Here is a 21,515-nt window from a genome sequence, read left to right on the forward strand (position 1 = left end):
GGCTGTCATGGAACTGAGCGGCGAGGCGGCGATGCTGGATCTGGGCCGGCGGATCGCGGTGCATGCCCGGATCGGCGACGTCATCGCGCTGGAAGGCGGCCTTGGCGCGGGCAAGACGACGCTGGCGCGGGGCCTGCTGGAAGCGCTGGGACTGGAGGGCGAGGCGCCCAGCCCCAGCTTCGCCATCGTCCAGCCCTATGACGTGCCGGAAGTGCGCCTGCCGGTCGCCCATGTCGATCTTTATCGACTGGATGATGCGGCGGAGGCCGAGGAACTGGCGCTGGGCGACTATCTGATGGACAGCCTGCTGATAATCGAATGGCCCGACCGGCTGGGCGATGCGCTATGGCCGCATGCCCTGCGCCTCAGCATCGACTTTGCCCAAGATGAGGCCGGGGAGGACGCGCGGCGCTTGACAGCGGACGTGCCGGACGCTTGGACGGAGCGATGGTCACAGATATGATCCCCCCCGCCACCGCGCCCGCCTTCCTCGCCGACGCGGGATGGGATCGGGCCGCCATCGTCCCGCTGGCCGGAGACGCATCCTTCCGCCGCTATTTCCGCGTGCTCGACGGCGGCCGTCGTGCCGTGCTGATGGATGCGCCGCCGCCGCATGAAGACCCGCGCCCCTTCATCGCCGTTGCCGAACATCTGCTGGCGAACGGTTTCGCCGCGCCGCGCATATTGGCGCGCGACCTGGAACAGGGGCTGGTGCTGATCGAGGATTTCGGCGACCTGCGCGTAAAGGAACATCTGGACGCCGAGCCGGATGCGGAACTGGCCGTCTATGCCCGCGCGATCGAGTTGCTGGCCGACCTGCACAGGCTGCCCGCCGCCGACGTGCCGCCCTATGACCGGGCGGTGTATCAGCGGGAGGCCGGGCTGCTGACGCAATATTATTGCCCGGCGATCGGCCTGGAAGTCGATTCCGACGCCTATGTGCGGGCATGGGATGCGGTGCTGCCGCTCGTGGAACAGTCGCCCAGCCCGACCGTGACGGTGCTGCGCGACTATCATGCCGAAAATATCATGCTGATCGACGGGCCGGCCTCGCACGGGCTTGGCCTGCTCGATTTTCAGGACGCGCTGGCGGGCCATCCGGCCTATGACCTTGTGTCGTTGTTGCAGGATGCCCGGCGCGATGTGCCGGTCGAGGTCGAAGCGGCGATGCTGGCGCATTACAAGGCGGTCGCCAGCCCGCCGGCCGATTTCGATGCCGCCTATGCGGTGCTGGGGGCACAGCGCAATGCCAAGATCATCGGCATCTTCACGCGACTGTGGAAGCGCGACGGCAAGCCGCGCTATCTGTCCTTCCTGCCGCGCATGTGGGGCCTGCTGGAACGCGACCTGAAGCATCCGGCGCTGGCCCCTGTCGCCGACTGGTTCGCCGCCAATATTCCAGCCGACAAGCGCCATCAGGCGCTGAAAGAGCATATTCCCGCATGATCGACACCGCCATGCTGATGGCCGCCGGATTGGGCAAGCGCATGCGCCCGTTGACCGCGACCCGGCCCAAGCCGCTGGTGAAGGTGGCTGGCAAGCCGTTGATGGACCATGCGCTCGACCGGCTGGAGGCGGGCGGCATCAGCAAGGTGGTGGTGAATGTCCACTATCTGGCCGACACGGTCGAGGCGCATCTGAAGGCGCGCAAATGCGGTTTGGAGTTCGCCGTGTCGGACGAGCGGGCGAAGCTGCTGGAAACCGGCGGCGGGCTTATCAAGGCGAAGGCGCTGCTGGGCGATCAGCCGTTCATCTGTGCCAATAGCGACAATCTGTGGATCGACGGGCCGCAGGAAACGCTGGGCATGATGCAGCGTATCTGGAACCCGGACAAGATGGACGCGCTGCTGCTTCTGGTGCCGCTGGCCCGCGCCACCTGTCATAAGGGGCCGGGCGATTTCCATATGGATGCGACCGGCCGGTTGACCCGGCGCAAGACCGCCTATGTCGCGCCCTTCGTGTTCACCGGCGTGCAGATCATGACGCCGAAGCTGCTGGTCGATCCACCGGCGGACGTGTTTTCCACCAACATCTTCTGGAACCGCGCGATAGAGGCCGGGCGCCTTTACGGCGTGTCGCATCAGGGTCTGTGGTTCGACGTCGGGACGCCGCAGGCCATCCCCGTCGTGGAGTCGATGCTCGCACATGGGTGAGCGCAGCAAACCCGCCTTGTTCACCATTCCCGCGCACCGCGCCTTTGCCGATGCGCTGGTAGCGGGACTGCTGGCCCAGCATCGCGGCGATGCCATGGCGCTGGCGCAAGGCATGGTGCTCTTGCCCAATAATCGCGCCATCCGTGCGGTCAGCGATGCCTTCGTTCGCCAGTCCAATGGCGGGTTGCTGCTGCCCCGGCTGGTTGCGATCGGTGACCCGGACCTTGGCGAACAGGTCGGCGGCGCACTGGACCCTCTGGGCGAGGAAGAGGCGGTGCCGCCCGCGATCGCGCCGATGCGTCGGCAGATGATCCTGGCGCGCATGGTGCAGCAGGCGAGGCCGGAAATCGACGCCGGACAGGCGCTGCTGCTGGGGCAGGCGCTGGGCGCGGTGCTGGACCAGATGCAGGTGGAGCGGGTGGCACCGGGGGCACTGCGCGACCTGCCGCTGTCCGAAGAACTGTCCAAACATTGGCAAACATCGCTCAAGATATTCGAGATTTTGATCGCACGCTGGCCCGATGAACTGGCCCGCATGGGCTGCATCGACCTGGCCGACCGCCGCAACCGGTTGTTCGACCGGCTAACGGCGCGCTGGCATGTGCATCCGCCGGCGGGCTTCGTGGTCGCTGCCGGCATTTCCACCACCGCACCCGCCGTCGCCGCGCTGCTGCGCCGGATCGGAGCCATGGCCAATGGCATGGTGGTGTTCGCCGGCCTGGATCAGCATATGGACGAGGAAGCATGGAAGGCGATCGGTCCGTTCGATCCCGACCCGCTGACCGGGCAGCGACGGCCCGGCCATGAGAGCCATCCGCAATATGCGCTGAAGCTGCTGCTCGATGCCATGAGCGCTACGCGCGAGGACGTCGCCAACTGGCGCTGGGGCAGCGAGCATGATGCGCGGGCGGTCCGCAGCCGTAATATTTCCAATGCGATGTTGCCGCCGAAGCTGACGAGCCGCTGGCGCAACCTGAAGACCGCCGACCGGTCGCTGGCTGGGGTGGAAGCGCTGGAACTGGCCACGCCGGGCGAGGAGGCGCAGGCTATCGCCATCGCTTTGCGGGAGGCGCTTGATACGCCGGAACGGACCGCCGCGCTGGTGACGCCCGACCGGCAACTGGCGACGCGCGTGTCGGCCCATTTGCGCCGCTGGGGCATAGAGGCCGACGATAGCGCGGGTCAGCCGCTGTCGCGGCTGCTGCCCGGTACGTTGCTGATCGCCATCGCGGAAGCGGTGGCGGAACGATTTGCACCGGTGCCGTTGCTGACGCTGCTCAAACATCCGCTGGTGATGAAGGGCGAGCGGCGACTCGGTTGGCTGGAGGGCGTGCGCGCACTCGACCTGCTGCTGCGGGGGCCGCGGCCGCAGGCGGGACTGCATGGCATAGACCTGATGATGCACGCCCGCCCGGACGACAGGCAACGTGTCCTGCGCGAACAGGTGTGTGCGTGGTGGCCGGATGCGCGGGCTTTGCTGGAGCCGCTGGAAACGGCCTTCGATGCGGCCGCAGACCTTGGCGAACAACTCGCGGTGCTGCGCGAGCAGGCTGGCGCACTGTCGGGCGATGCCGTCTGGTCCGGGCATCAGGGCCATGCCGCCGCCGACCTGTTCGCGGAAATGGAAGCGGCAGCGCCCGAAGGCCCGCGTCAGGCCGATCCGCGCGCGCTGCCGGTGCTGCTCGATCATATGCTGGGCGGCGTATCCGTGCGGCCGCCGCAGGGGGGGCATCCGCGCATCAGCATATTGGGCCTGATCGAGGCGCGGCTGATGCAGGCGGACCTCATGATCCTTGGTGGGCTTAACGAAGGCACCTGGCCCGGCCTGCCGTCGCCCGACCCATGGCTGGCGCCGCGCATCCGGCGCGAACTGGGGCTGCCGGGGCTGGAAACGCGCATTGGCCTCGCCGCGCATGATTTCTCCAGTGCGCTGGGCGCGCCGCATGTCCTCATCACCCGTGCCCGGCGGGGAAGCGGTGGGCCGGCGGTCGCCTCGCGCTTCTGGCTGCGGCTGAAGGCGATGGCAGGGCCACAATGGAAATCGGGCGACCGCTATGCAGCGATGGCAGGCGCGATCGACGCGCCGGGTACGCATCGTCCGGCCGGGCGACCGGCCCCGGCACCCCCTGCATCGGTGCGGCCGCGCGTCATTCCGGTTACCGATGTCGACCGCCTGAAGGCCGATCCCTTCGCCTTCTATGCCAAGCGAGTCCTGCGGCTGGCGCGGCTCGACCCTGTCGATGCCGATGCCGGGCCGGCGTGGCGCGGGACGGCGGTGCATGATGTGCTGCAACGCTGGGCCGAAGCCGGCACGCTCGATCCGGCCGATCTGGAGCAGCGCGCCCGCGCCATGTTCGAGCAGCCGGAAGTGCACCCGCTGCTCAAGGCTCTGTGGCAACCCCGCCTGATCGAGGCGATCCGGTGGATCGCGGCCGAAGTGGTGAAGGACGAGGCGGCGGGGCGCACCATATTGGCCGTCGAGCGGGAGGGGCGGGCCGACATTGCCGGCGTGACGCTGATGGGCAAGGCGGACCGGATCGACCGGCTGGCCGATGGCCGCATCGGCATCATCGACTACAAGACCGGCAAACCCCCAAGTGCGCGGCAGGTGAAGGCGGGCTATTCGCTGCAACTGGGGCTGCTGGGCATCATCGCCGAGTTGGGCGGGTTCGACGGTTTGGGGACGCAGCCGAAAGCGGGCGATTTCGAATATTGGTCGCTGGCCAAGAAGGGCGATCAGTTCGGCTATCGCGAGCGGCCAGTCGATCCGCTGGGCAAGCGGGACAAGGTCGTCAGCGATGAATTCACCGCCCATGCCCATGAACATTTCGAGGCACTGGCCAACGCATTCTTGCTCGGCACTGTGCCGTTCCGGGCGGAGATCAACCCCGAAGTCGCCAATTATGGCGATTATGACCAGCTCATGCGGCTGGAGGAATGGTATGGCCGCGACGATGGCTAAGGCACGCGCGCTCCAGAAACTGCTGGGAGATCAGGCGCGGGCAGCCGCGCCCGACGCCCATGTGTGGCTGTCGGCGTCGGCCGGCACCGGCAAGACGCATGTGCTGACAGCCCGCGTCTTTCGCCTGCTGTTGCAGGGGGTGAAGCCGGAAAATATCCTGTGCCTGACCTTTACCAAGGCGGGCGCCGCGGAAATGGCCGACCGTATCCATGACCGGCTGGCGGCATGGGTGCAGATGGATGAACCCGACCTGTTCAACGATCTGGAGGCGCTGGGCGAGGAATCCGGGCCGGAGCAACGCGACTATGCCCGGCGTCTGTTCGCCGAAGTGCTGGAGTCGACCGGCGGCGGCCTGCCCATCCAGACCATCCATGGCTTCTGCCAGCAATTGCTGACCGCTTTTCCACTGGAAGCGGAACTGACGCCGGGCTTCCGTCCGCTCGACCAGCGCGAGCAATCCAGCCTGGCGCGGCAAACTCTGGCCGACATGGTGGTGCGCGCGCATGACCAGGGCGACGAGGCGGTGATTGGCGCGTTGCAGGCGCTCAGCCTGCGGCTGGGCGAAGGCGGAGCGGCGCAATTCCTGCTGCGCTGCGCGGCGAAGGGGGAGGCGCTGGATGCACTGCCCGATGCCATCGGGCCGGAACTGAACGCACAGATGGAGTTGCCGGAAGGCGATGTCGATCAATGGCTTGCCGGACAATGTTCCGATGCCATGTTCGACATGCGGACATTGGACGGGATCGTGCGCGCCAATGTCGAATGGGGCAAGACCCGCGCACTGGAGCGATGCGACCGGATTGCGGCGTGGCGTGGGCTTGATCCGGCGGGGCGGGCGGCGACGCTGGCCGACCTGCACCGCGCCTGGGCCAAGGCGGATGGCGATTTCCTCGACAGCAAGGGCTATGTACCGCCGGTCGATGGCTATGCCGAGATGGCAATGCGGCTGTATGAGCGGTGCGGGGCGCTGATCGCGACGAAGCTGCGCGCCGATTATGCGGCGCTGCTGGCGCAGGCGCTGCATGCCGGGCGTGCCTATGCCCGCGATTATGCGCAGGCCAAGCGGCTGGCAGGCGCGGTCGATTTCGACGATCTGATCGCGCGCACGGCGTCTCTGCTGGAACAGTCGGGCATTGCCGAATGGATCCGCTACAAGCTGGACCAGCGGATCGACCATATTCTGGTGGATGAGGCGCAGGATACCAATGTGCGGCAATGGACAATCGTCGCCGCCCTGACCGCCGAGTTTTTTGCGGGTGAAGGAGCCAAGGGCGACAAGGTAAGAACAGTTTTTGCCGTCGGCGATTTCAAGCAGGCCATCTTCGGTTTTCAGGGCACCAGCCCCGCCGAGTTTCGCGCTGCCCGGATTGCTTTTTCGAGATATGCCCACGAAGCGGGCCACGACTTCTTCGACCTGTCGCTGGACCGGAGTTTCCGATCGACGCCGGCCGTCCTCGACGTGGTCGACCGCACCATTTCCACGCTCCGCGCCGAGCGGTTGGGGATGGAGGCGGGGGAGGTGCGCCATGTCAGCGCCAACCGCCATCCCGGTGAGGTCCAGCTCTGGAAACCGGTCGTCGCCAACCTGTCCGAGGATGCCGAGGGCGAGGAGGATTGGGCCGCCGATCAGGAGCGGACGCTGGCGACCCGGATTGCCCGGCAGATTAGGCAGTGGATCGACGACGGGTTGATGCTGGAAAGCCGGGGGCGGCCGGTGCGCGCGGGCGATATCATGATCCTGGTGCGCCGCCGCAGCGAACTGGCGCGGCTGATCGTCGCGCGCCTCTATGAGGAGAAGGTGGCAGTCGCGGGGATCGACCGGCTGCGGCTGAACAGCCCGCTGGCGGTGCGCGACCTGCTGGCAGCTTTGCGCTTCGCGGTGCAGCCGGAGGATGAACTGAACCTCGCCGCACTGCTGGTGTCGCCGCTGATCGGGTGGACGCAGGACGAGTTGATGACGCGCCTGATCGGGCGCAAGGCCGGGCTGTGGCGGCACCTCAACCGGACTTTGGACGACGCGCTGTTGCAGCCTTTGCGCGAGCTGCTGGCGGTCGCGGATTTCACCACGCCCTATCGTTATCTGGAGGCGATCCTGTCCGGGCCGATGGATGGGCGGCGGCGGCTGGTGGAGCGGCTGGGCAGCGAGGCGGCCGATCCGATCGAGGAGTTGTTGAACGCCGCGCTCGCCTTTGAAAGCGACGATCACCCCTCGCTCCAGCGCTTCATCGACTGGTTCGACAGGGGCGAGGTGGAAATCGTGCGGGATGCGGCGGCGCAGGGCGATAATCTGCGTCTGCTGACCGTGCATGGCGCCAAGGGGCTACAGGCCCCGATCGTGATCCTGGCCGACGCCTGCCTCGACCCCGATGCCGGCAATCGCGCGGATTCGCTGGTCTGGAATGGCCTGCCGATCCTCGCGCCGCGCAAGCCGGAACGGCAGGGGCCAATCGGCGCCGTGGCCGAAGCGGCGGCGCAGGTGGAGAAGGAGGAACATTGGCGGCTGCTCTATGTCGCCCTGACCCGCGCGGAGGAGAGGCTGATCGTCGCGGGATCGCTCGGTCCGCGCGCCAAAGGCGAGGTGAAGAGCGAAAGCTGGTACGCCGCCGTCGAGGGCGCGATGATTTCGCTCGGTGCGGAGTGGGAGGCTGATCCGCTTTGGGGCGCGGCACGGCGCTGGCAGGGCGGCGAAGTCCTGCCGTCCAAAGCAGCGGAACCAGAAAGCGCGGCTGAAGCCGTTGCCATGACCGAACCATCATGGCTGCGCCAGCCTGCTCCGGCCGAAGCGCGGCCGCCCCGGCCGCTGGCGCCATCGGCACCGGTCGAGGACGATGTGCCCTACCCGCCGCCGACCCCGGCGATGCGCGCGGCGGCCGAGCGGGGGCGCTGGCTCCATGCCCTGTTCGAGCGATTGCCCGATCTGCCGATGGATCGTCGACGGGATGCGGCCGATCGCTGGCTGGTGCAGCAGGGCGTGGCCGATGCAGCGCAGCGCCATGACGTCATCGAGCAGGCGCTGCGCGTGATCGACGCGCCGGATTTTGCCGCGCTGTTCGGCCCCGATGCGCTGGCCGAAGCGCCGATTGCGGCCGTGGTGGGGGAGGCGGTGATCGCCGGGACGGTCGATCGGCTGTGCATCGGCGCCGATCGCATCCAATTGGTGGATTTCAAGACCGGGCGGGTTGCGCCGCTGACGCTGGCGGATGTGCCGACGCCGCATATCCGGCAGATGGCCGCCTATGCCGCGGCGCTCGCCGTGATCTTCCCCGACCGAGCGATCGAGGCGGGGCTGCTTTATACCAGCGCGCCCCGCTTCATTCCGCTGCCGGCCAGCCTGCTGGCGGCGCACAAGCCGGGCTTTGCGCCCGCACAGGAGAATTTGCCGCTCTGACCCGTTGAGCCGCATGCGCGCCCATCCTAGATATCGACCAACGCAAAGGAGTTTATTGCAATGGCCACCAAGGCAGTCACCGATCTCAGTTTCAAGGACGACGTCATCAACAGCGACAAGCCCGTGCTCGTCGACTTCTGGGCCGAATGGTGCGGCCCGTGCAAGATGATCGGCCCGGCGCTGGAGGAAATCTCCGAGGAACTGGCGGACAAGGTCACGATCGCCAAGATCAACATCGACGAAAATCCCGACGCACCGGGCCAATATGGCGTGCGCGGCATCCCGACGATGATCCTGTTCAAGAATGGCGAAGCGGCCGCGACCAAGGTCGGCGCGGCGCCAAAGAGCGCGCTCAAGGGCTGGATCGAAAGCGTCCTGTAAGCTGCTGAACGTGTCGGGCTGAATTGTCCGGCGCGCCCGGCCGAACCGGGCCTATGTCAGCGGGATCATCACCGACTGGGCATAGGCCGGCCGGGCGCGCAGCCGGTCGTACCAGGCGCGCACATGCGGCACGTCCGGCCGCTCCATGTCGAGCGTGAAGAAGCTGTGGGCGTACACGCCCATCGGCACGTCTGCGACACCGAAAGAGACACCTGAAAGCCATGGCTGCACCGACAATGTGCGGTCCAATATCCGCATCGCCGCGCCCGACGCCGCCGCCGATGCCGCGAGGAGCTGTCCATCTCGTTGTTCGGTCGGAATGCGGACCAGTTGGAGGAAGGCATCGCGCTGGGCGTCCGCAAAGCTGAACTGCCAGTCCATCCATTTGTCACCCTGTGCCCGTTCAGCCGGGTCGATCGGCCAGAGGGCAGGGGCGTAGCGTGCCGCCAGATAGCGCAGGATAGTGTTGGATTCCCACAAGGTAACATCGCCATCCTCGATCGTGGGAATCAGCCGGTTGGGGTTCCTAGCCAGATAATCGGCGCTCATCCCGAACTTGCCGCCGACGTCATGGCGGACATAGGGCAGGCCGATTTCGTCGGCGAACCAGGCGATCTTCTTGACATTGTGCGAGTTCAATCGGCCCCAGATCGTCAGCATGTCCTATCCTTCAATCGAAGTCCGTCAATCGAACAGCGTCGCCGCTGCCTTGTCCCACAAGCGGGGCGAGGATGCCCCCATCAGCCCGCGCCGCAAGTCCCCCACCTTGTAAGGCGTTCCGTCAAGGCGCTGGCAGCAGCCGCCCGCTTCATTGACGAACAGGGTGCCGGCCGCATGATCCCAGGGCAGGACGCGCGCAAAGACCGACACGTCATTCTGCCCCAGCACCAGCCGGGGATATTGTTCGGCGGCGCAGCGGGGAATATCCACCAGCGTGAAGATGGCCTGCGACCGGCGCATCATGTCGGCGCGCTCCTGTGGGTCCATGAAGATGGTGGAGATCGCCGCGACCGGCAGGTCGCCTTCGGTTTCGCGGGCCTGCACCTGCTGGCCATCGACATGGCTGCCGCCACCGAGCATGGCATGACACAGCCGGCCGGTCAGCGGATCGAGTATCCAGCCCGCCAGCGTCGTACCGGCATCGGCCAGCGCCACCATGATGCCGAAGGGCGGATTACCCGACGCGAAATTGCCGGTCCCGTCGATCGGGTCGATGATCCAGTTCAGCCCGTCGCCCGCCCGATCCAATATCGCCGGGTCGGCGGCACAGGCTTCCTCGCCGATGACGCCGGCTTCGGGCAGGATCGCGGCCAGCCCTTCGGCCAGGCGGATTTCGCTTTCCTTGTCGGCGATGGTGACGAAATCGTCCGCCGCCTTCTCGCTGATCTGGTCGCTGGACAGGTTGCGGTAGCGAGGCATAATGATATCACGCCCCACATCGCGCATCAGGGCGATGACGGGTTCATGCAGTTCCAGCATCGGTGACGCCCCTTTAGCTGCGATAGTCGGCGTTGATCGAGATATAGCCATGGGTGAGGTCGCAGGTCCAAACCTGCGCCCGGCCTTCGCCAAGGCCAAGGTCGACGCCGATCAATATGTCCTGACCCTTGAGATGGGCGGCGACGGGGGCCTCGTCATAGCCCTCGACCGCCAGGCCGCCGGTCGCCACCTGCGTCGCGCCGAAGCGGATCGACAGCGTGTCGCGGTCGGCCGGCTCGCCTGCCTTGCCCACGGCCATGACGACCCGGCCCCAATTGGCATCCTCGCCCGCAATGGCAGTCTTGACCAGCGGGGAATTGGCGATCGACAGGGCGATACGATGCGCGCTGGCGTCGCTCTCAGCCCCTTCGACGCTGATGTCGATGAACTTGGTCGCGCCTTCGCCGTCCCGCACGACCAGATGGGCAAGCTGGCGGCAGAGATCGGTGAGCGCGGCATGGAAGGCGTCGGCGCCGGCATCGTCCATGGACGCGATCGGCGCATTGCCCGCCTTGCCGGTGGCGAAGGCCAGCACAGTGTCGCTGGTGGAGGTGTCGCTGTCGACGGTGATGCAGGAGAAGGTCTTGCGGTTGGCGGCCGACAGCATCTGTTGCAGCAGCGCGGGGTCGATCGCGGCGTCGGTGAAGATGTAGCCCAGCATCGTCGCCATGTCGGGCGCGATCATGCCGGACCCCTTGATGATGCCGACCAGTTCGACCCGCTGGTCGCCGATCATGGCGGAGACATGGGCGCCCTTGGCGAAGGTGTCCGTGGTGCCGATGGTGGTCGCCGCCTCTTCCCAGCCACAGGGGGTGGCGGTGAAGGCGGCTTCGAGGCCGGCTTCGGCCTTGTCGATCGGCAGCGGTACCCCGATCACGCCGGTCGAGGAGACTAAGATGTCGGACGGCTGGCAGCCGAGATGATTGGCGACCTTGGCCGCGATCGCCTCCACCGCCGCGCGGCCGCGATGGCCGGTGAAGGCGTTGGCGTTGCCGGCATTGACCACCAGCGCGCGGGCCGAACCCAGCGGGATGGCATCGCGGCACCATTCTACCTCAGGCGAAGGGCATTTGCTCTGCGTCGTCACCCCGGCGACCGCCGTGCCGGCGTCCAGTTCGACATAGGTCAGGTCGCAGCGCGCCCATGCCTTGTATCCGGCGCGGGCGGCACGCAGCGTCACGCCGTTAATGTCGGGCAGGATCGGGAAGGCGGCGGGGGCGAGGGGCGAGCGATCGGTCATGACGGGCGAAATGCGGCAAAATCGAGCCAGGGTCAATCACTGCGCGACGGGGGAAAACGGCCGGTCCGAAGATAGAGCCGGCCCACGCCATCGGGCATCGTCAGCATCCGATAGCCGTGGCGACGAGCATAGGCTATCAGCCCGCCGTCGGGGCGCAGCGGCAATTTGCGGGTGCCGTTCTCATAGCCGGTCAGGATCGCAGCAGGCGGAGCGTGGTCCATGTCGGCGAGCGTGGCCGGGATCATCGCATGCACCTGCCGCGCCAACACCGGTCCCATCGTCCAGCCGGTGCGGTAGGCGAAGGGACCAGCGGCGAAGCGCGGGTCCAGGTCAAGGCCGCTGCCCAGGATCATGTGCGGAGACAGAGTAACGATATCGTCGCCATGACCCATGGCACGCACGGTCATGCCGACCCAGCGCGCGCCGGCGTCCGCCTTCAGGACCGGCGATCCTCCGCGCAGCATCGAGACGATATGGCGGGTTGCCGGCAGCATGCCCGGAATGGCGGCCAGACAGAGCAGCCCGAGCAGCGCCTGCCGCCGGGTGAAGGTCCAGCGGCGCGCATCGTCGAGCAGATAGCCGAGCGCCAGTGCCAGCGACGGGAGCAGCGGCATGACATATTGAACCTGCGAAGGGGTGGGCAGCGCGGCACCGATCAGCGCCCCGCCGGTCATCCAGATCGCCAACCGCCGCCCCGGCGAACGCACGCGCCCCCGCGTCGCGATCCAGTTGCCGCAAAGCAATAGGAGCGCGACGAGTGCCGGCCCCTTCCACAGATATTTGAGCAGGTCGGTCAGCTTCTCCAGCCTGTCCAGTTCATCGAACGCGCCATTGGCGGCATACCAGGCATGCGGGGCGGTCGCGCCATAGGTCAGCACACCATAAAAGAAGGCATCCGGCGCCGCCCACCAGGCGATCAGCATCGGCGCCATGCCCGCCAAGGCCCCCAGCGCCAGAAAGCAAGCCGCCTTGAAGCCGCAACGTCCGCCCGTGAACAGGACGAACAGGCCAGTCATCAACCCCAGCGGCGCGAAATTCAATTTGGTCGCGATGGCAAGGCCAAACAGGGCGCCAGCAATGAACCAGTATCCGCGCTTGCAGTGGCGCAGAGCCAGCAGGCTGACCAGCAGCCCCATGGCGGACAGCAGGGTTGGCAGCATATCGTTGCGCACCACCGCACCGGTAAACTGAAACGCGGCGGTGGACGCCACCAGCAATGTTGCGATCGCCGCACTATCGCGCGACACGCCGGCGACCCGCTGCGCCAGCCAGAGCGCTGACAACGTGAAAAGCGCCGTCAACGCGGTCGCCAGTCGCATCGCCAGCACCATATGATCAGGGAATAGCCAAGCCAGCGGTGCATAGGTCCAACTGTGCAGTGGCGGCTGGAGATAGAGAAAGTCGCGGAAGATCAGCAGCCGGCCGCTGAAATAGGCGCCGGCGACATATTGGCTTTCGTCATGATCGAATTGAGTCGCGATCGCCGTCAGCCCGAACCACAGGGCCAGCGCGATCGTCACCGATATGGCGACCGGCAAGGCATAGCTGCGCGGCGGCGCAAGAACGAACGAACGATACAATTTTGCGACCCTTGCCCTATGTCACGCTGTTGTGGCGCAGCTTATGCGACCTGCAAAGCGTTCCGCGCCCTGATGACGCCACCACCCGACGAAAACCGCCTGCCGCGCGACCATGACATCGTCGCGACAGGTCGGGTTCAGCCGCAGTCTGATTGACTAACGGATGTGCCGTGCCTAAATCGCGGCGCATATCTGCGTGCGTCTCTCGCAAGGAGGCGGAACGTCCCCCTATTGTCAGGAATTTGCATGTTCGGCGCACTCGCCAAGTCCATCTTCGGATCGTCCAACGAACGTTATGTGAAGTCGCTGGGCAGGATCGTCGATCAGATCACCTCCTTCGAAGGCGCCGTGCAGGCGATGAACGACGAGGAACTGGTCGGCCAGACCGCCCGTTTCCGCGAACGGCTTGCCAATGGCGAGACGCTGGACGATCTGCTGCCCGAAGCCTTCGCCACGGTTCGGGAAGCGGCCGTCCGCGTGCTGGGCATGCGCCATTTCGACGTGCAGATGGTGGGCGGTATCGTCCTGCATCGCGGCGAAATCGCCGAAATGCGTACGGGTGAAGGCAAGACGCTGGTCGCGACGCTGGCCACCTACCTCAACGCACTGGAGGGGAAGGGCGTTCACGTCGTCACCGTGAACGATTACCTGGCCAGCCGCGACTGCGAATGGATGGGCCAGGTCTATCGTTTCCTGGGCCTCACCACCGGCGTCATCGTGCCGAACATCAGCGAGGATCAGCGGCGCGAGGCCTATGCCGCCGACATCACCTACGCGACGAACAACGAGCTTGGCTTCGACTATCTGCGCGACAATATGAAATATGACCGCGCGTCGATGGTCCAGCGCCCGTTCAACTATGCGATCGTGGACGAGGTCGATTCGATCCTGATCGACGAAGCGCGTACGCCGCTCATCATTTCCGGCCCGACCGACGACAAGTCGGAGCTCTATGTCGCGGTCGACGCGATCGTGAAGCAGGTGACCGAAGCCGATTATGAGAAGGACGAGAAGCAGCGTACCGTCACGCTGACCGAGGATGGCACCGAGAAGATCGAGCGCCTGCTGGAGGACGCAGGCCTGCTTCAGGGTGCGAACCTCTATGACTTCGAGAATACCGCCGTCGTCCATCATGTGAACCAGGCGCTGCGCGCGGTCGTGATGTTCCGCCGCGACATCGACTATATCGTCAAGGACGGCAAGGTCGTCATCATCGACGAGTTCACCGGCCGCATGATGGACGGTCGCCGCTGGTCGGACGGCCTGCATCAGGCGGTGGAAGCCAAGGAAGGCGTCCAGATCGAGCCGGAGAACCAGACGCTCGCATCCATCACCTTCCAGAATTATTTCCGCATGTACCCCAAACTGGGCGGCATGACCGGTACGGCGGCGACCGAAGCGGCGGAATTCTTCGAAATCTACAAGATGAACGTCGTCACCATCCCGACGAACAAGCCGGTACAGCGCATCGACGAAGAAGACAGTTTCTACAAGAATCTGGACGACAAGTTCCGTGGCATTGCCAAGACCATCAAGGTCCATGCGGAACAAGGCCAGCCGGTTCTGGTCGGCACCGTGTCCATCGAAAAATCGGAAATGCTGTCGGAATTCCTGACGCAGGAAGGCGTGCCGCACGCCGTCCTGAACGCCCGTTTCCATGACAGCGAAGCGCACATCGTCGCGCAGGCGGGCCGCAAGGGCACGGTGACCATCGCCACCAACATGGCTGGCCGCGGTACCGACATCAAGCTGGGCGGCAATCTGGAAATGCGGGTCGAGGACGAACTGCGCGACATGCCGGAAGGGCCGGAGCGCGACGCTGCGATCGCCCGGATCGAAGCGGAGATCGAAGTCGAAAAGCAGGAAGTGCTGGCCGCCGGCGGTCTGTTCGTGCTGGCGACCGAGCGGCATGAAAGCCGCCGTATCGATAACCAGCTTCGCGGTCGTTCGGGCCGTCAGGGCGACCCCGGCCTGTCGCGTTTCTACCTCAGCCTTGACGATGACCTGATGCGCATCTTCGGCCCGGACACGATGTTCGCCAAGATGATCCGGTCGAACCTGGAAGATGGCGAGGCGCTGCCCCCGTCCAAGTGGCTGAGCAAGGCGATCGAGACTGCCCAGCGCAAGGTCGAGGCGCGCAATTACGATATCCGCAAGCAGGTGGTCGAATATGATGACGTGATGAACGACCAGCGCAAGGTCATCTACGAACAGCGCAGCGACATCATGGACAGCGACACCGTGGACGATGTCGTGATCGACATGCGCCATGAGACGGTGAACGATCTGGTGGGCGCATCCTGCCCGCCCGGCAGCTATCCCGAACAGTGGGACATGGAGCGGCTGAAGGCCCGCACCGCCGAGATACTGGGGCTTGAACCAGATTTCGACGCCTGGCTGGCCGAGGATTCGGTCGATCCTGAAATGATCGAGGAACGTCTGTCTGCCCTGGCAGACGAAGCCGTCGCGGAGAAGGTCAGGGAGGTCGAGGCGTCCGACTGGCACATGATCGAAAAGTCGATCCTGCTCCAGAGCCTGGATCATCACTGGAAGGAGCATCTCTCCACGCTCGACGCCCTGCGTCAGGTCGTGCATCTGCGCGCCTATGCGCAGAAGACGCCGATCAACGAATATAAGCAGGAAGCCTTCGCTTTGTTCGAGCGGATGCTGGAGAATATCCGCGAGGATGTGACCGGCTCCATCGCCCGCGTCCAGTTCCGCATGGAACAGCCGCCGCTGGAAGATTATGGCCTGCCGGTCCTGCCGGACTTCATCACCACGCATATCGACCCCTTTTCGGGCGAGGATAACAGCGCGGATATCGACGCCGGCAGCTTTGGCGGCGTCACCACCACCATATCGCGCGCGCCCGTAGGCAACGCCTCGGCCGGTGAGTTCGCCAATCTGGACATCAGCCGCAATGCGCCTTGCCCGTGCGGATCGGGCCAGAAATACAAGCATTGTCACGGCGCCCTGGCCTGACGATAGTTTAAGGGGCCGGGCGATGTGCCCGGCCTTTTTCGTTCCAACAGGTCGTTAACCAAAGTCTTTCACCTTTCCGCAACCTTCTGCATGGACTTTGGTCTGATCCTGGGGGGCGACCGGGAGAAAGGCTATGGACAGCATGACCTATCGCGCGCGTGCGGAACGCCGCCGCGAGAGCCGTTATGACGCCGAGGTCGAGGCGACGCTCAATTGGGATGGCATCAGCCAGCCGGTCACGATTCGCAATATTTCCATATATGGTGCGCTGCTGACCGGCACGTGGTTGCCGGCGGTCGGGGAATGGGTGACGCTCATTGCCCAAGGATTGGAAGTATGTGGCACGGTTATCTGGGACGGACCGGACCGCTGCGGCCTGCTGTTCAGCCATCCGGTAGATCCGGTCGCGATCATCGCGGAAGCCGGCATCCACAGGATGGACCTCCCGCCCGTCATCCTTCACGGCACCGGCCCCAGCAGCTATGCCTGAGCACTCGTTTCGGGAAAGGCCGGCGGAAGCGGCGACTGCCGCAGTTTGAACCAAGCCGCAATATAGGATACTGAAAAGATTGGCAAATCCGGCATATTTTGCAAGAGCATACTGCCGGCAAATGCCAAGCCATGCTAACCACCGCTGACTTCGAAGAACGGGCCGTGATGGCTTGGTTGTTCTGTCGATCGGCCCTGGTGATGAAAGAAGGCGCGGCAGCCTTTGGCCTCCATCTCGGCCATGTGGCGGGTAGCAGGGATATTCGCTTTGGCAGAGATGAGATCATGGCAAGGGTCGCTGTCGACACGGCCGTTGGGAATGCCATATGAAGATATCTCGCGACATGTGCGCCTGCGCCTCTGAGCCATGCCGACTGAGCCGCGCTCCTCTACCAGCGCTAGAGCGCGCTGCGTTAAATCCGATGCAGGTCGCGCGCTCTAGTTTTTTGTTTTCGCATCGTTTTAAGCGAAAAACCGGTTCCCACTTTTCCGCAGCTGATTGCCGGCGTGCTGTTGCCGAGCCACCGGCTTATTCCAGCATCTCGCCGATCTTGGAGGACAGATGCTCGATCTGGAACGGCTTGGTGATCATCTGCATGTTCGTGCCGAGGAAGCCCGCGCGGATCGCCGCGTTTTCGGCATAGCCTGTGACGAACAGGATCGGCAGAGCGGGCAGATGCTCGCGCGCGACCTCGGCGAGCTGGCGCCCGTTCATTCCCGGAAGGCCGACATCTGTGATCATCAGGTCGAACTTTCGGCCGCTGTGGAGGAGCCGGATGGCCGATTGCGCCTCAGCGGCCTCGACCGCCTTGTAGCCCAGTTCGCTGAGAACATCGCGCACCAATAGCCGCACCGATTCATCGTCCTCGACCAGCAATACGGTCTGGCCGTCCCCGTGATGGATCGGCGCAGGTGCGCCATCCTCCTCTGCGATGCCGCCCTCGGCGACCGGAAGGAACAGCTTGACCGACGTGCCTTCGCCCGGTGTCGAATGAATGCGGACCTGCCCCTCCGATTGTTTGGCAAAGCCATAGACCATCGATAGGCCAAGTCCCGTCCCCTGGCCAACCGGCTTGGTCGTGAAGAAGGGATCGAACACTTTCTCCAGCGTCTTGTGATCCATGCCGACGCCACTGTCCGAAACCGCGACGACGACATAGCGTCCCGGAATCGCCCCCGGATGCGCCTCGCAATATATCGTATCGAACGCCGTCACGCTGGTCTCGACCGTCAGCGCTCCGCCCTCTGGCATGGCGTCGCGAGCATTGATTGCCAGGTTCAGGATCGCGCTCTCCAACTGGTTGGCGTCGACAACGGCCGGTGGAACATTGCCGCCCGGCAGGATCGAAACCGAGATCTGCTCGCTCATCGTCCGACGCAGCAGATCCTCCAGCGATGCGACCAGCGCGTTGACGTCCGTAGCCCGGCTGTCGAGCGATTGACGGCGCGAGAAGGCCAGCAAGCGCGCGGTCAGCCCTGCGGCGCGGTGGGCAGATACGCTGGCGGCTTCCATGAACCGGTCGAGATCGTCCAGCCGTCCCGCTGCGATCCGCCGCTTCATGACGTCGATCGCGCCGATCACGCCGGTCAGCATGTTGTTGAAGTCGTGCGCGATGCCGCCTGTCAACTGGCCGACCGCTTCCATTTTTTGCGATTGACGCAGCGCGGCCTCGGCCCGTTCGCGCACTTCGGCCTCCGCCTCTAAATCACGCAAAGCTTTGGTCAGGGCTTGGGTCCGTTCGGCAACCTGTTGCTCAAGCCGGCCTGCGGCTTGGGCCAGCGCAACCTGACCGCGCTTTTGTTCGTCGATATCGACGATCACGGAAATCGCGCCGGTTACCCGATCGCCATCCAGCAGAGGAATTCCGCTTACCCGCGTCCATACCGGCTCCCCGATCGCCGGATGATGCAGGAATTCGACGCCTGGCACGCGCTCACCGCGCAGCGATCGTGCCGTTACATAGCGCTTGCGCTCTATGCGGCTGCCATCGGCTTCATAGCCTTCCCAACGATCCTCCGAACCCGCGATGCGCGACGGCACCTCGCCTGTCGGCAGGAAGCGTCGAAATTCGGGGTTGGACAGAAGGGTCGATCCGTCCGGATTCACGAACGCCACGCCCACCGGGATCGTATCGAGCAAGGTCGTCAGGCGAATCCGTTCGCTGACCAGTTCTGCCAGCTGGTCGCGGATTTCGAACTGCTTCTGCCGCGCGCGCATAGCCGAGATAATTGCGCTGAACAGCGATTCGCTGCTGAGTGGTCGTTCGAGCAGCACGACGTTGATGGCGCTTGCGGGCAGCCGCCGCCGGATGGCTTCGCTCGTCGCCGCGCGCCCCGCCTGGCGCCCGGCCAGCAGCACGAAAGGCACGTCCGACCATGTCGGTTGCGCCTCAAGCGTCCGATTTAGCGGCCCAAGATCGGTGAACAGCGCCTCCTCGGTGATCAGGATCACCCCGACATCCTCATCAAGCGCTTCGGCGATATCGGCAAGCGATGCACAGATGCCGACGTCATAGCCTTGCGTGCCCAGCAGTTTGGCCACGCTCGCCGCGTCGTTGGCATAGGGTGCGCTGACCAGGACGCGATGGCCGTTGGGTGAGGAACGATGCACCTAGCCGCGGTCTTCCATCAATGGGGTTTTCCCCCCGACATATTCGGGTGTACCGGTCAGAACGCCGCGGAACTCCGCCAGCGGCGCTCCGATGCGTATGCCCTGCGCATCGATGCGTAACTCGCGGATCGTGTCCTCATGCTGGCCGCTGCGATTTTTGACGACAGAGATCGCCTTGCGGATGCGGCCCCGGCTTTCGAAGAAGCGCAGCAGGATGACAATATCGGCGATGTACGAGACGTTTAGCTCGCTGGTGTGCATCGTGCCGAAGAACCCGGATTGGGGGTTGATCAGAAACGTCACCACGCCAGCCTGGTTGAGATAGGACATGAGCTCATGCAGTTGCAGGATCAACTGCTGTTCCTGCGGCATCGCGGCGAGATAGCCGTTGAGGCTATCGATCAGCACGACCTCGACGTTGTTCTCCTCAACCTCGCTGCGAACCATCGCCGCGAACTGCCCCGGCGTGATCTCCGCCGGATCGATCTGGCGGATAGCCAAGCGACCGTCCGACATCAGATCTTGCAGGTCTATCCCGAACGCCTGCGCGCGGCTTATCAGGGTACCGATACGCTCATCGAACTCATAGATTACCACCTTTTCCCCGCGGCGGCACGCGGCCGCCATATATTGCAGCGACAGCGTCGTCTTTCCAGCCCCCGCCGGTCCCGTGATCAGCGTCGAGGTGCCGCGCGCGGGGCCACCGTTCAACAGCGCGTCGAGTGCATCAATGCCGCTCGGCACCGGGTCGCCGATGAACGGGGTGTGGTGATCGGCCGCGATCAGGCGCGGGAAGATATCGACGCCGCCCCGGCGGATGATCATATCGTGATAGCCAGCGACGAAATCGACGCCGCGCATCTTTTGCACCTGCATACGCCGGCGCGCCGCGCCGAAATCGAGCGTGTGCCGTTCAAGCGTGACCACCCCGTGGCATAAGCTGTGCAGTTGATTATCCCGCCCGCCGCCTGATCCGGTCATGTCGTCGACCAGCAGTACGGTGGTGTCGAGCCCGGCAAAGAACTGTTTCAGGAACAGCAACTGGCGACGATAGCGCAACCCATCCTGCGCCAGCAGACGCATTTCGGAAAGGCTGTCGAACACGATCCGTTTAGGCTGCACCCGCTCAACTTCCTCGCGGATCAACTGGATCGTACCGCCCAGTTCCATTTCCCAGCTATGCAGGATCGATTGGTCGCGGCTTACGCCCAGCACTTCGTCCGCCGAGGCCAACTCGAACAGGTTGACCCCGTCCAATGACCAGCCATGCGACTTTGCAACGACATCCAACTCCTCGCTGGTTTCCGACAGCGTGATGTAGAGAACCGGCTCGCCACTGCGCAGGCCATGCAGCAGGAACTCGAGTGCGAGCGTGGTCTTGCCGGAGCCGGGCATGCCTTCGATCAAGAACAGCCGATTGGCCGGAAGTCCGCCACGCAAAACGAAGTCGAGGCCGACATTTCCAGTTGAAACTCGTGCATCTTTGTAACCCATCGGCAATCTCTCTCGTGTCCGACCGTCGCTCCATAGCGCGATGCCAATTGTCGCAGACTGCTCTCCATCAAGCTGGCCTGGCGACCTCATATTTCTTAAACGCCAAAACCAACGGTCGGGTTGCACCCGTAACGATTTGGAGGAACGATATGGCTCCGTTGCAGCGGCAATCGCACGCGCTCCACGTTGAGCGTGCGGATGAGCCGGATGATCCGTCTTCCTGCGATGCTGAGCCTTATGCCATTGCCGATCAAAGCTGCTGTTCAACAGCAGCACGAACGTCCGGTCCTCGATAGGAAGCCTAATTAAAAGAGCTTAAAAGCCTGCGGTCCTGTCAGATGATCCATCAAGATTTTCATGCCTTTCGCTGCCGCGCATAGAGCAGTGCGGCGACAATGGCGGCCGATCCGATCCCGACAGCAGCACCGAGAATTTTTGTTGGAACGGAAATTCCGTTTGCCTGCCCGCTCTCGTCCGGTTCGTTAGATGGCGTATCTGCCTGTATGCTTTCAGCATGGGGCGCGGGGTGCGCGGGATATGGCGGCATGCTGGCCGGAGGCACGGAAGGCCGATATGTCATAATTCTCTCCTTGTACCCATCAAACGCACGGATGACGGCGGGGTTGCGCTTGGGCGTCCAGCGCTCGGCAATAGCTGCGCCAGTTGGTATGTGCTTGAGCAGCGTCCCCGAAATTTTTCTACATGTCGCTATATGTGCGCCGCATGGTACGCCATGAGGATCAATAGACTGATATG

General features: G+C 64.5%; 15 protein-coding genes. 8 read left to right on the forward strand and 7 right to left on the reverse strand.

The genetic code is table 11. From position 1 onward, the window contains the following. Positions 1 to 7: 7 nt before the first annotated feature. The 6 genes from tsaE to trxA are packed head-to-tail and all read left to right on the forward strand — an operon-like array spanning position 8 to position 8,884. Entirely contained in the window at positions 8 to 463 is a 456-nt protein-coding gene (gene tsaE, locus ASE85_RS04975) for a tRNA (adenosine(37)-N6)-threonylcarbamoyltransferase complex ATPase subunit type 1 TsaE (protein ID WP_056684553.1), read from the forward strand. Then, positions 460 to 1,446 carry an aminoglycoside phosphotransferase family protein gene (locus ASE85_RS04980; protein ID WP_056684556.1) on the forward strand — a complete coding sequence of 329 codons (987 nt, stop codon included), beginning with the start codon at positions 460 to 462 and terminating at the stop codon, positions 1,444 to 1,446. The genes tsaE and ASE85_RS04980 overlap by 4 nt, the downstream gene beginning before the upstream one ends. Then, entirely contained in the window at positions 1,443 to 2,153 is a 711-nt protein-coding gene (locus tag ASE85_RS04985) for a nucleotidyltransferase family protein (protein WP_056684558.1), read from the forward strand. The genes ASE85_RS04980 and ASE85_RS04985 overlap by 4 nt, the downstream gene beginning before the upstream one ends. Further along, on the forward strand, positions 2,146 to 5,115 hold the full coding sequence (addB, locus tag ASE85_RS04990; RefSeq protein ID WP_056684561.1) for a double-strand break repair protein AddB: 2,970 nt from the start codon (positions 2,146 to 2,148) through the stop codon (positions 5,113 to 5,115). Before ASE85_RS04985 ends, addB begins: the two co-directional genes overlap by 8 nt. Then, a complete protein-coding gene (gene addA / locus ASE85_RS04995) occupies positions 5,096 to 8,503 on the forward strand; it encodes a double-strand break repair helicase AddA (RefSeq protein ID WP_056684564.1) in 3,408 nt (1,135 codons plus the stop codon). The genes addB and addA overlap by 20 nt, the downstream gene beginning before the upstream one ends. Before the next feature lie 54 nt (positions 8,504 to 8,557). After that, a complete protein-coding gene (gene trxA / locus ASE85_RS05000) occupies positions 8,558 to 8,884 on the forward strand; it encodes a thioredoxin TrxA (protein ID WP_327196607.1) in 327 nt (108 codons plus the stop codon). Positions 8,885 to 8,935: 51 nt separating this feature from the next. On the opposite strand, the gene ASE85_RS05005 is transcribed toward trxA, so the two are convergent. The 4 genes from ASE85_RS05005 to ASE85_RS05020 are packed head-to-tail and all read right to left on the reverse strand — an operon-like array spanning position 8,936 to position 13,183. Continuing rightward, a complete protein-coding gene (locus ASE85_RS05005; protein WP_056684570.1) occupies positions 8,936 to 9,544 on the reverse strand; it encodes a glutathione S-transferase family protein in 609 nt (202 codons plus the stop codon). A gap of 24 nt (positions 9,545 to 9,568) precedes the next feature. Then, complete coding sequence (locus tag ASE85_RS05010) at positions 9,569 to 10,363, reverse strand: inositol monophosphatase family protein (RefSeq protein WP_056684573.1); 795 nt, start codon at positions 10,361 to 10,363, stop codon at positions 9,569 to 9,571. 13 nt (positions 10,364 to 10,376) lie between these two features. After that, positions 10,377 to 11,603 carry a bifunctional glutamate N-acetyltransferase/amino-acid acetyltransferase ArgJ gene (gene argJ / locus ASE85_RS05015; RefSeq protein ID WP_056684576.1) on the reverse strand — a complete coding sequence of 409 codons (1,227 nt, stop codon included), beginning with the start codon at positions 11,601 to 11,603 and terminating at the stop codon, positions 10,377 to 10,379. Positions 11,604 to 11,635: 32 nt separating this feature from the next. Beyond that, positions 11,636 to 13,183 carry an ArnT family glycosyltransferase gene (locus ASE85_RS05020; protein WP_056684579.1) on the reverse strand — a complete coding sequence of 516 codons (1,548 nt, stop codon included), beginning with the start codon at positions 13,181 to 13,183 and terminating at the stop codon, positions 11,636 to 11,638. Positions 13,184 to 13,429: 246 nt separating this feature from the next. Between ASE85_RS05020 and secA the strand changes: the two genes are divergently transcribed. Beyond that, the gene (gene secA / locus ASE85_RS05025) at positions 13,430 to 16,165 is read left to right on the forward strand and encodes a preprotein translocase subunit SecA (RefSeq protein ID WP_056684582.1); all 2,736 of its coding nucleotides are present in this window, start codon (positions 13,430 to 13,432) and stop codon (positions 16,163 to 16,165) included. Between the two features lie 133 nt (positions 16,166 to 16,298). Next, a complete protein-coding gene (locus tag ASE85_RS05030; protein WP_056684584.1) occupies positions 16,299 to 16,655 on the forward strand; it encodes a PilZ domain-containing protein in 357 nt (118 codons plus the stop codon). 528 nt (positions 16,656 to 17,183) lie between these two features. Here ASE85_RS05030 and ASE85_RS05040 read toward each other — a convergent pair. The 3 genes from ASE85_RS05040 to ASE85_RS23695 all read right to left on the reverse strand — a co-directional run bounded on the left by ASE85_RS05040 (position 17,184) and on the right by ASE85_RS23695 (position 21,339). Then, positions 17,184 to 19,265, reverse strand: coding sequence for a hybrid sensor histidine kinase/response regulator (locus ASE85_RS05040; protein WP_056684590.1), 2,082 nt, complete (start codon positions 19,263 to 19,265; stop codon positions 17,184 to 17,186). Beyond that, positions 19,266 to 20,759 carry an ATPase domain-containing protein gene (locus ASE85_RS05045; protein ID WP_056684593.1) on the reverse strand — a complete coding sequence of 498 codons (1,494 nt, stop codon included), beginning with the start codon at positions 20,757 to 20,759 and terminating at the stop codon, positions 19,266 to 19,268. It abuts the gene before it with no gap. A gap of 355 nt (positions 20,760 to 21,114) precedes the next feature. Then, positions 21,115 to 21,339 carry a hypothetical protein gene (locus ASE85_RS23695; RefSeq protein ID WP_156358207.1) on the reverse strand — a complete coding sequence of 75 codons (225 nt, stop codon included), beginning with the start codon at positions 21,337 to 21,339 and terminating at the stop codon, positions 21,115 to 21,117. Positions 21,340 to 21,515 lie beyond the last annotated feature (176 nt).

Origin of the sequence: Sphingobium sp. Leaf26, assembly GCF_001421665.1 — a bacterium.
In the GTDB taxonomy this organism is placed as follows: domain Bacteria; phylum Pseudomonadota; class Alphaproteobacteria; order Sphingomonadales; family Sphingomonadaceae; genus Sphingobium.

What these genes read in the sequence shown, in the direction of transcription:
- tsaE (WP_056684553.1), top strand. Translation starts at nt 8, where the DNA reads ATGGAACTGAGCGGCGAGGCGGCGATGCTGGATCTGGGCCGGCGGATC.
- ASE85_RS04980 (WP_056684556.1), top strand. Translation starts at nt 460, where the DNA reads ATGATCCCCCCCGCCACCGCGCCCGCCTTCCTCGCCGACGCGGGATGG.
- ASE85_RS04985 (WP_056684558.1), top strand. Translation starts at nt 1,443, where the DNA reads ATGATCGACACCGCCATGCTGATGGCCGCCGGATTGGGCAAGCGCATG.
- addB (WP_056684561.1), top strand. Translation starts at nt 2,146, where the DNA reads ATGGGTGAGCGCAGCAAACCCGCCTTGTTCACCATTCCCGCGCACCGC.
- addA (WP_056684564.1), top strand. Translation starts at nt 5,096, where the DNA reads ATGGCCGCGACGATGGCTAAGGCACGCGCGCTCCAGAAACTGCTGGGA.
- ASE85_RS05005 (WP_056684570.1), bottom strand. Translation starts at nt 9,544, where the DNA reads ATGCTGACGATCTGGGGCCGATTGAACTCGCACAATGTCAAGAAGATC.
- ASE85_RS05010 (WP_056684573.1), bottom strand. Translation starts at nt 10,363, where the DNA reads ATGCTGGAACTGCATGAACCCGTCATCGCCCTGATGCGCGATGTGGGG.
- argJ (WP_056684576.1), bottom strand. Translation starts at nt 11,603, where the DNA reads ATGACCGATCGCTCGCCCCTCGCCCCCGCCGCCTTCCCGATCCTGCCC.
- secA (WP_056684582.1), top strand. Translation starts at nt 13,430, where the DNA reads ATGTTCGGCGCACTCGCCAAGTCCATCTTCGGATCGTCCAACGAACGT.
- ASE85_RS05030 (WP_056684584.1), top strand. Translation starts at nt 16,299, where the DNA reads ATGGACAGCATGACCTATCGCGCGCGTGCGGAACGCCGCCGCGAGAGC.
- ASE85_RS05045 (WP_056684593.1), bottom strand. Translation starts at nt 20,759, where the DNA reads ATGGGTTACAAAGATGCACGAGTTTCAACTGGAAATGTCGGCCTCGAC.
- ASE85_RS23695 (WP_156358207.1), bottom strand. Translation starts at nt 21,339, where the DNA reads ATGACATATCGGCCTTCCGTGCCTCCGGCCAGCATGCCGCCATATCCC.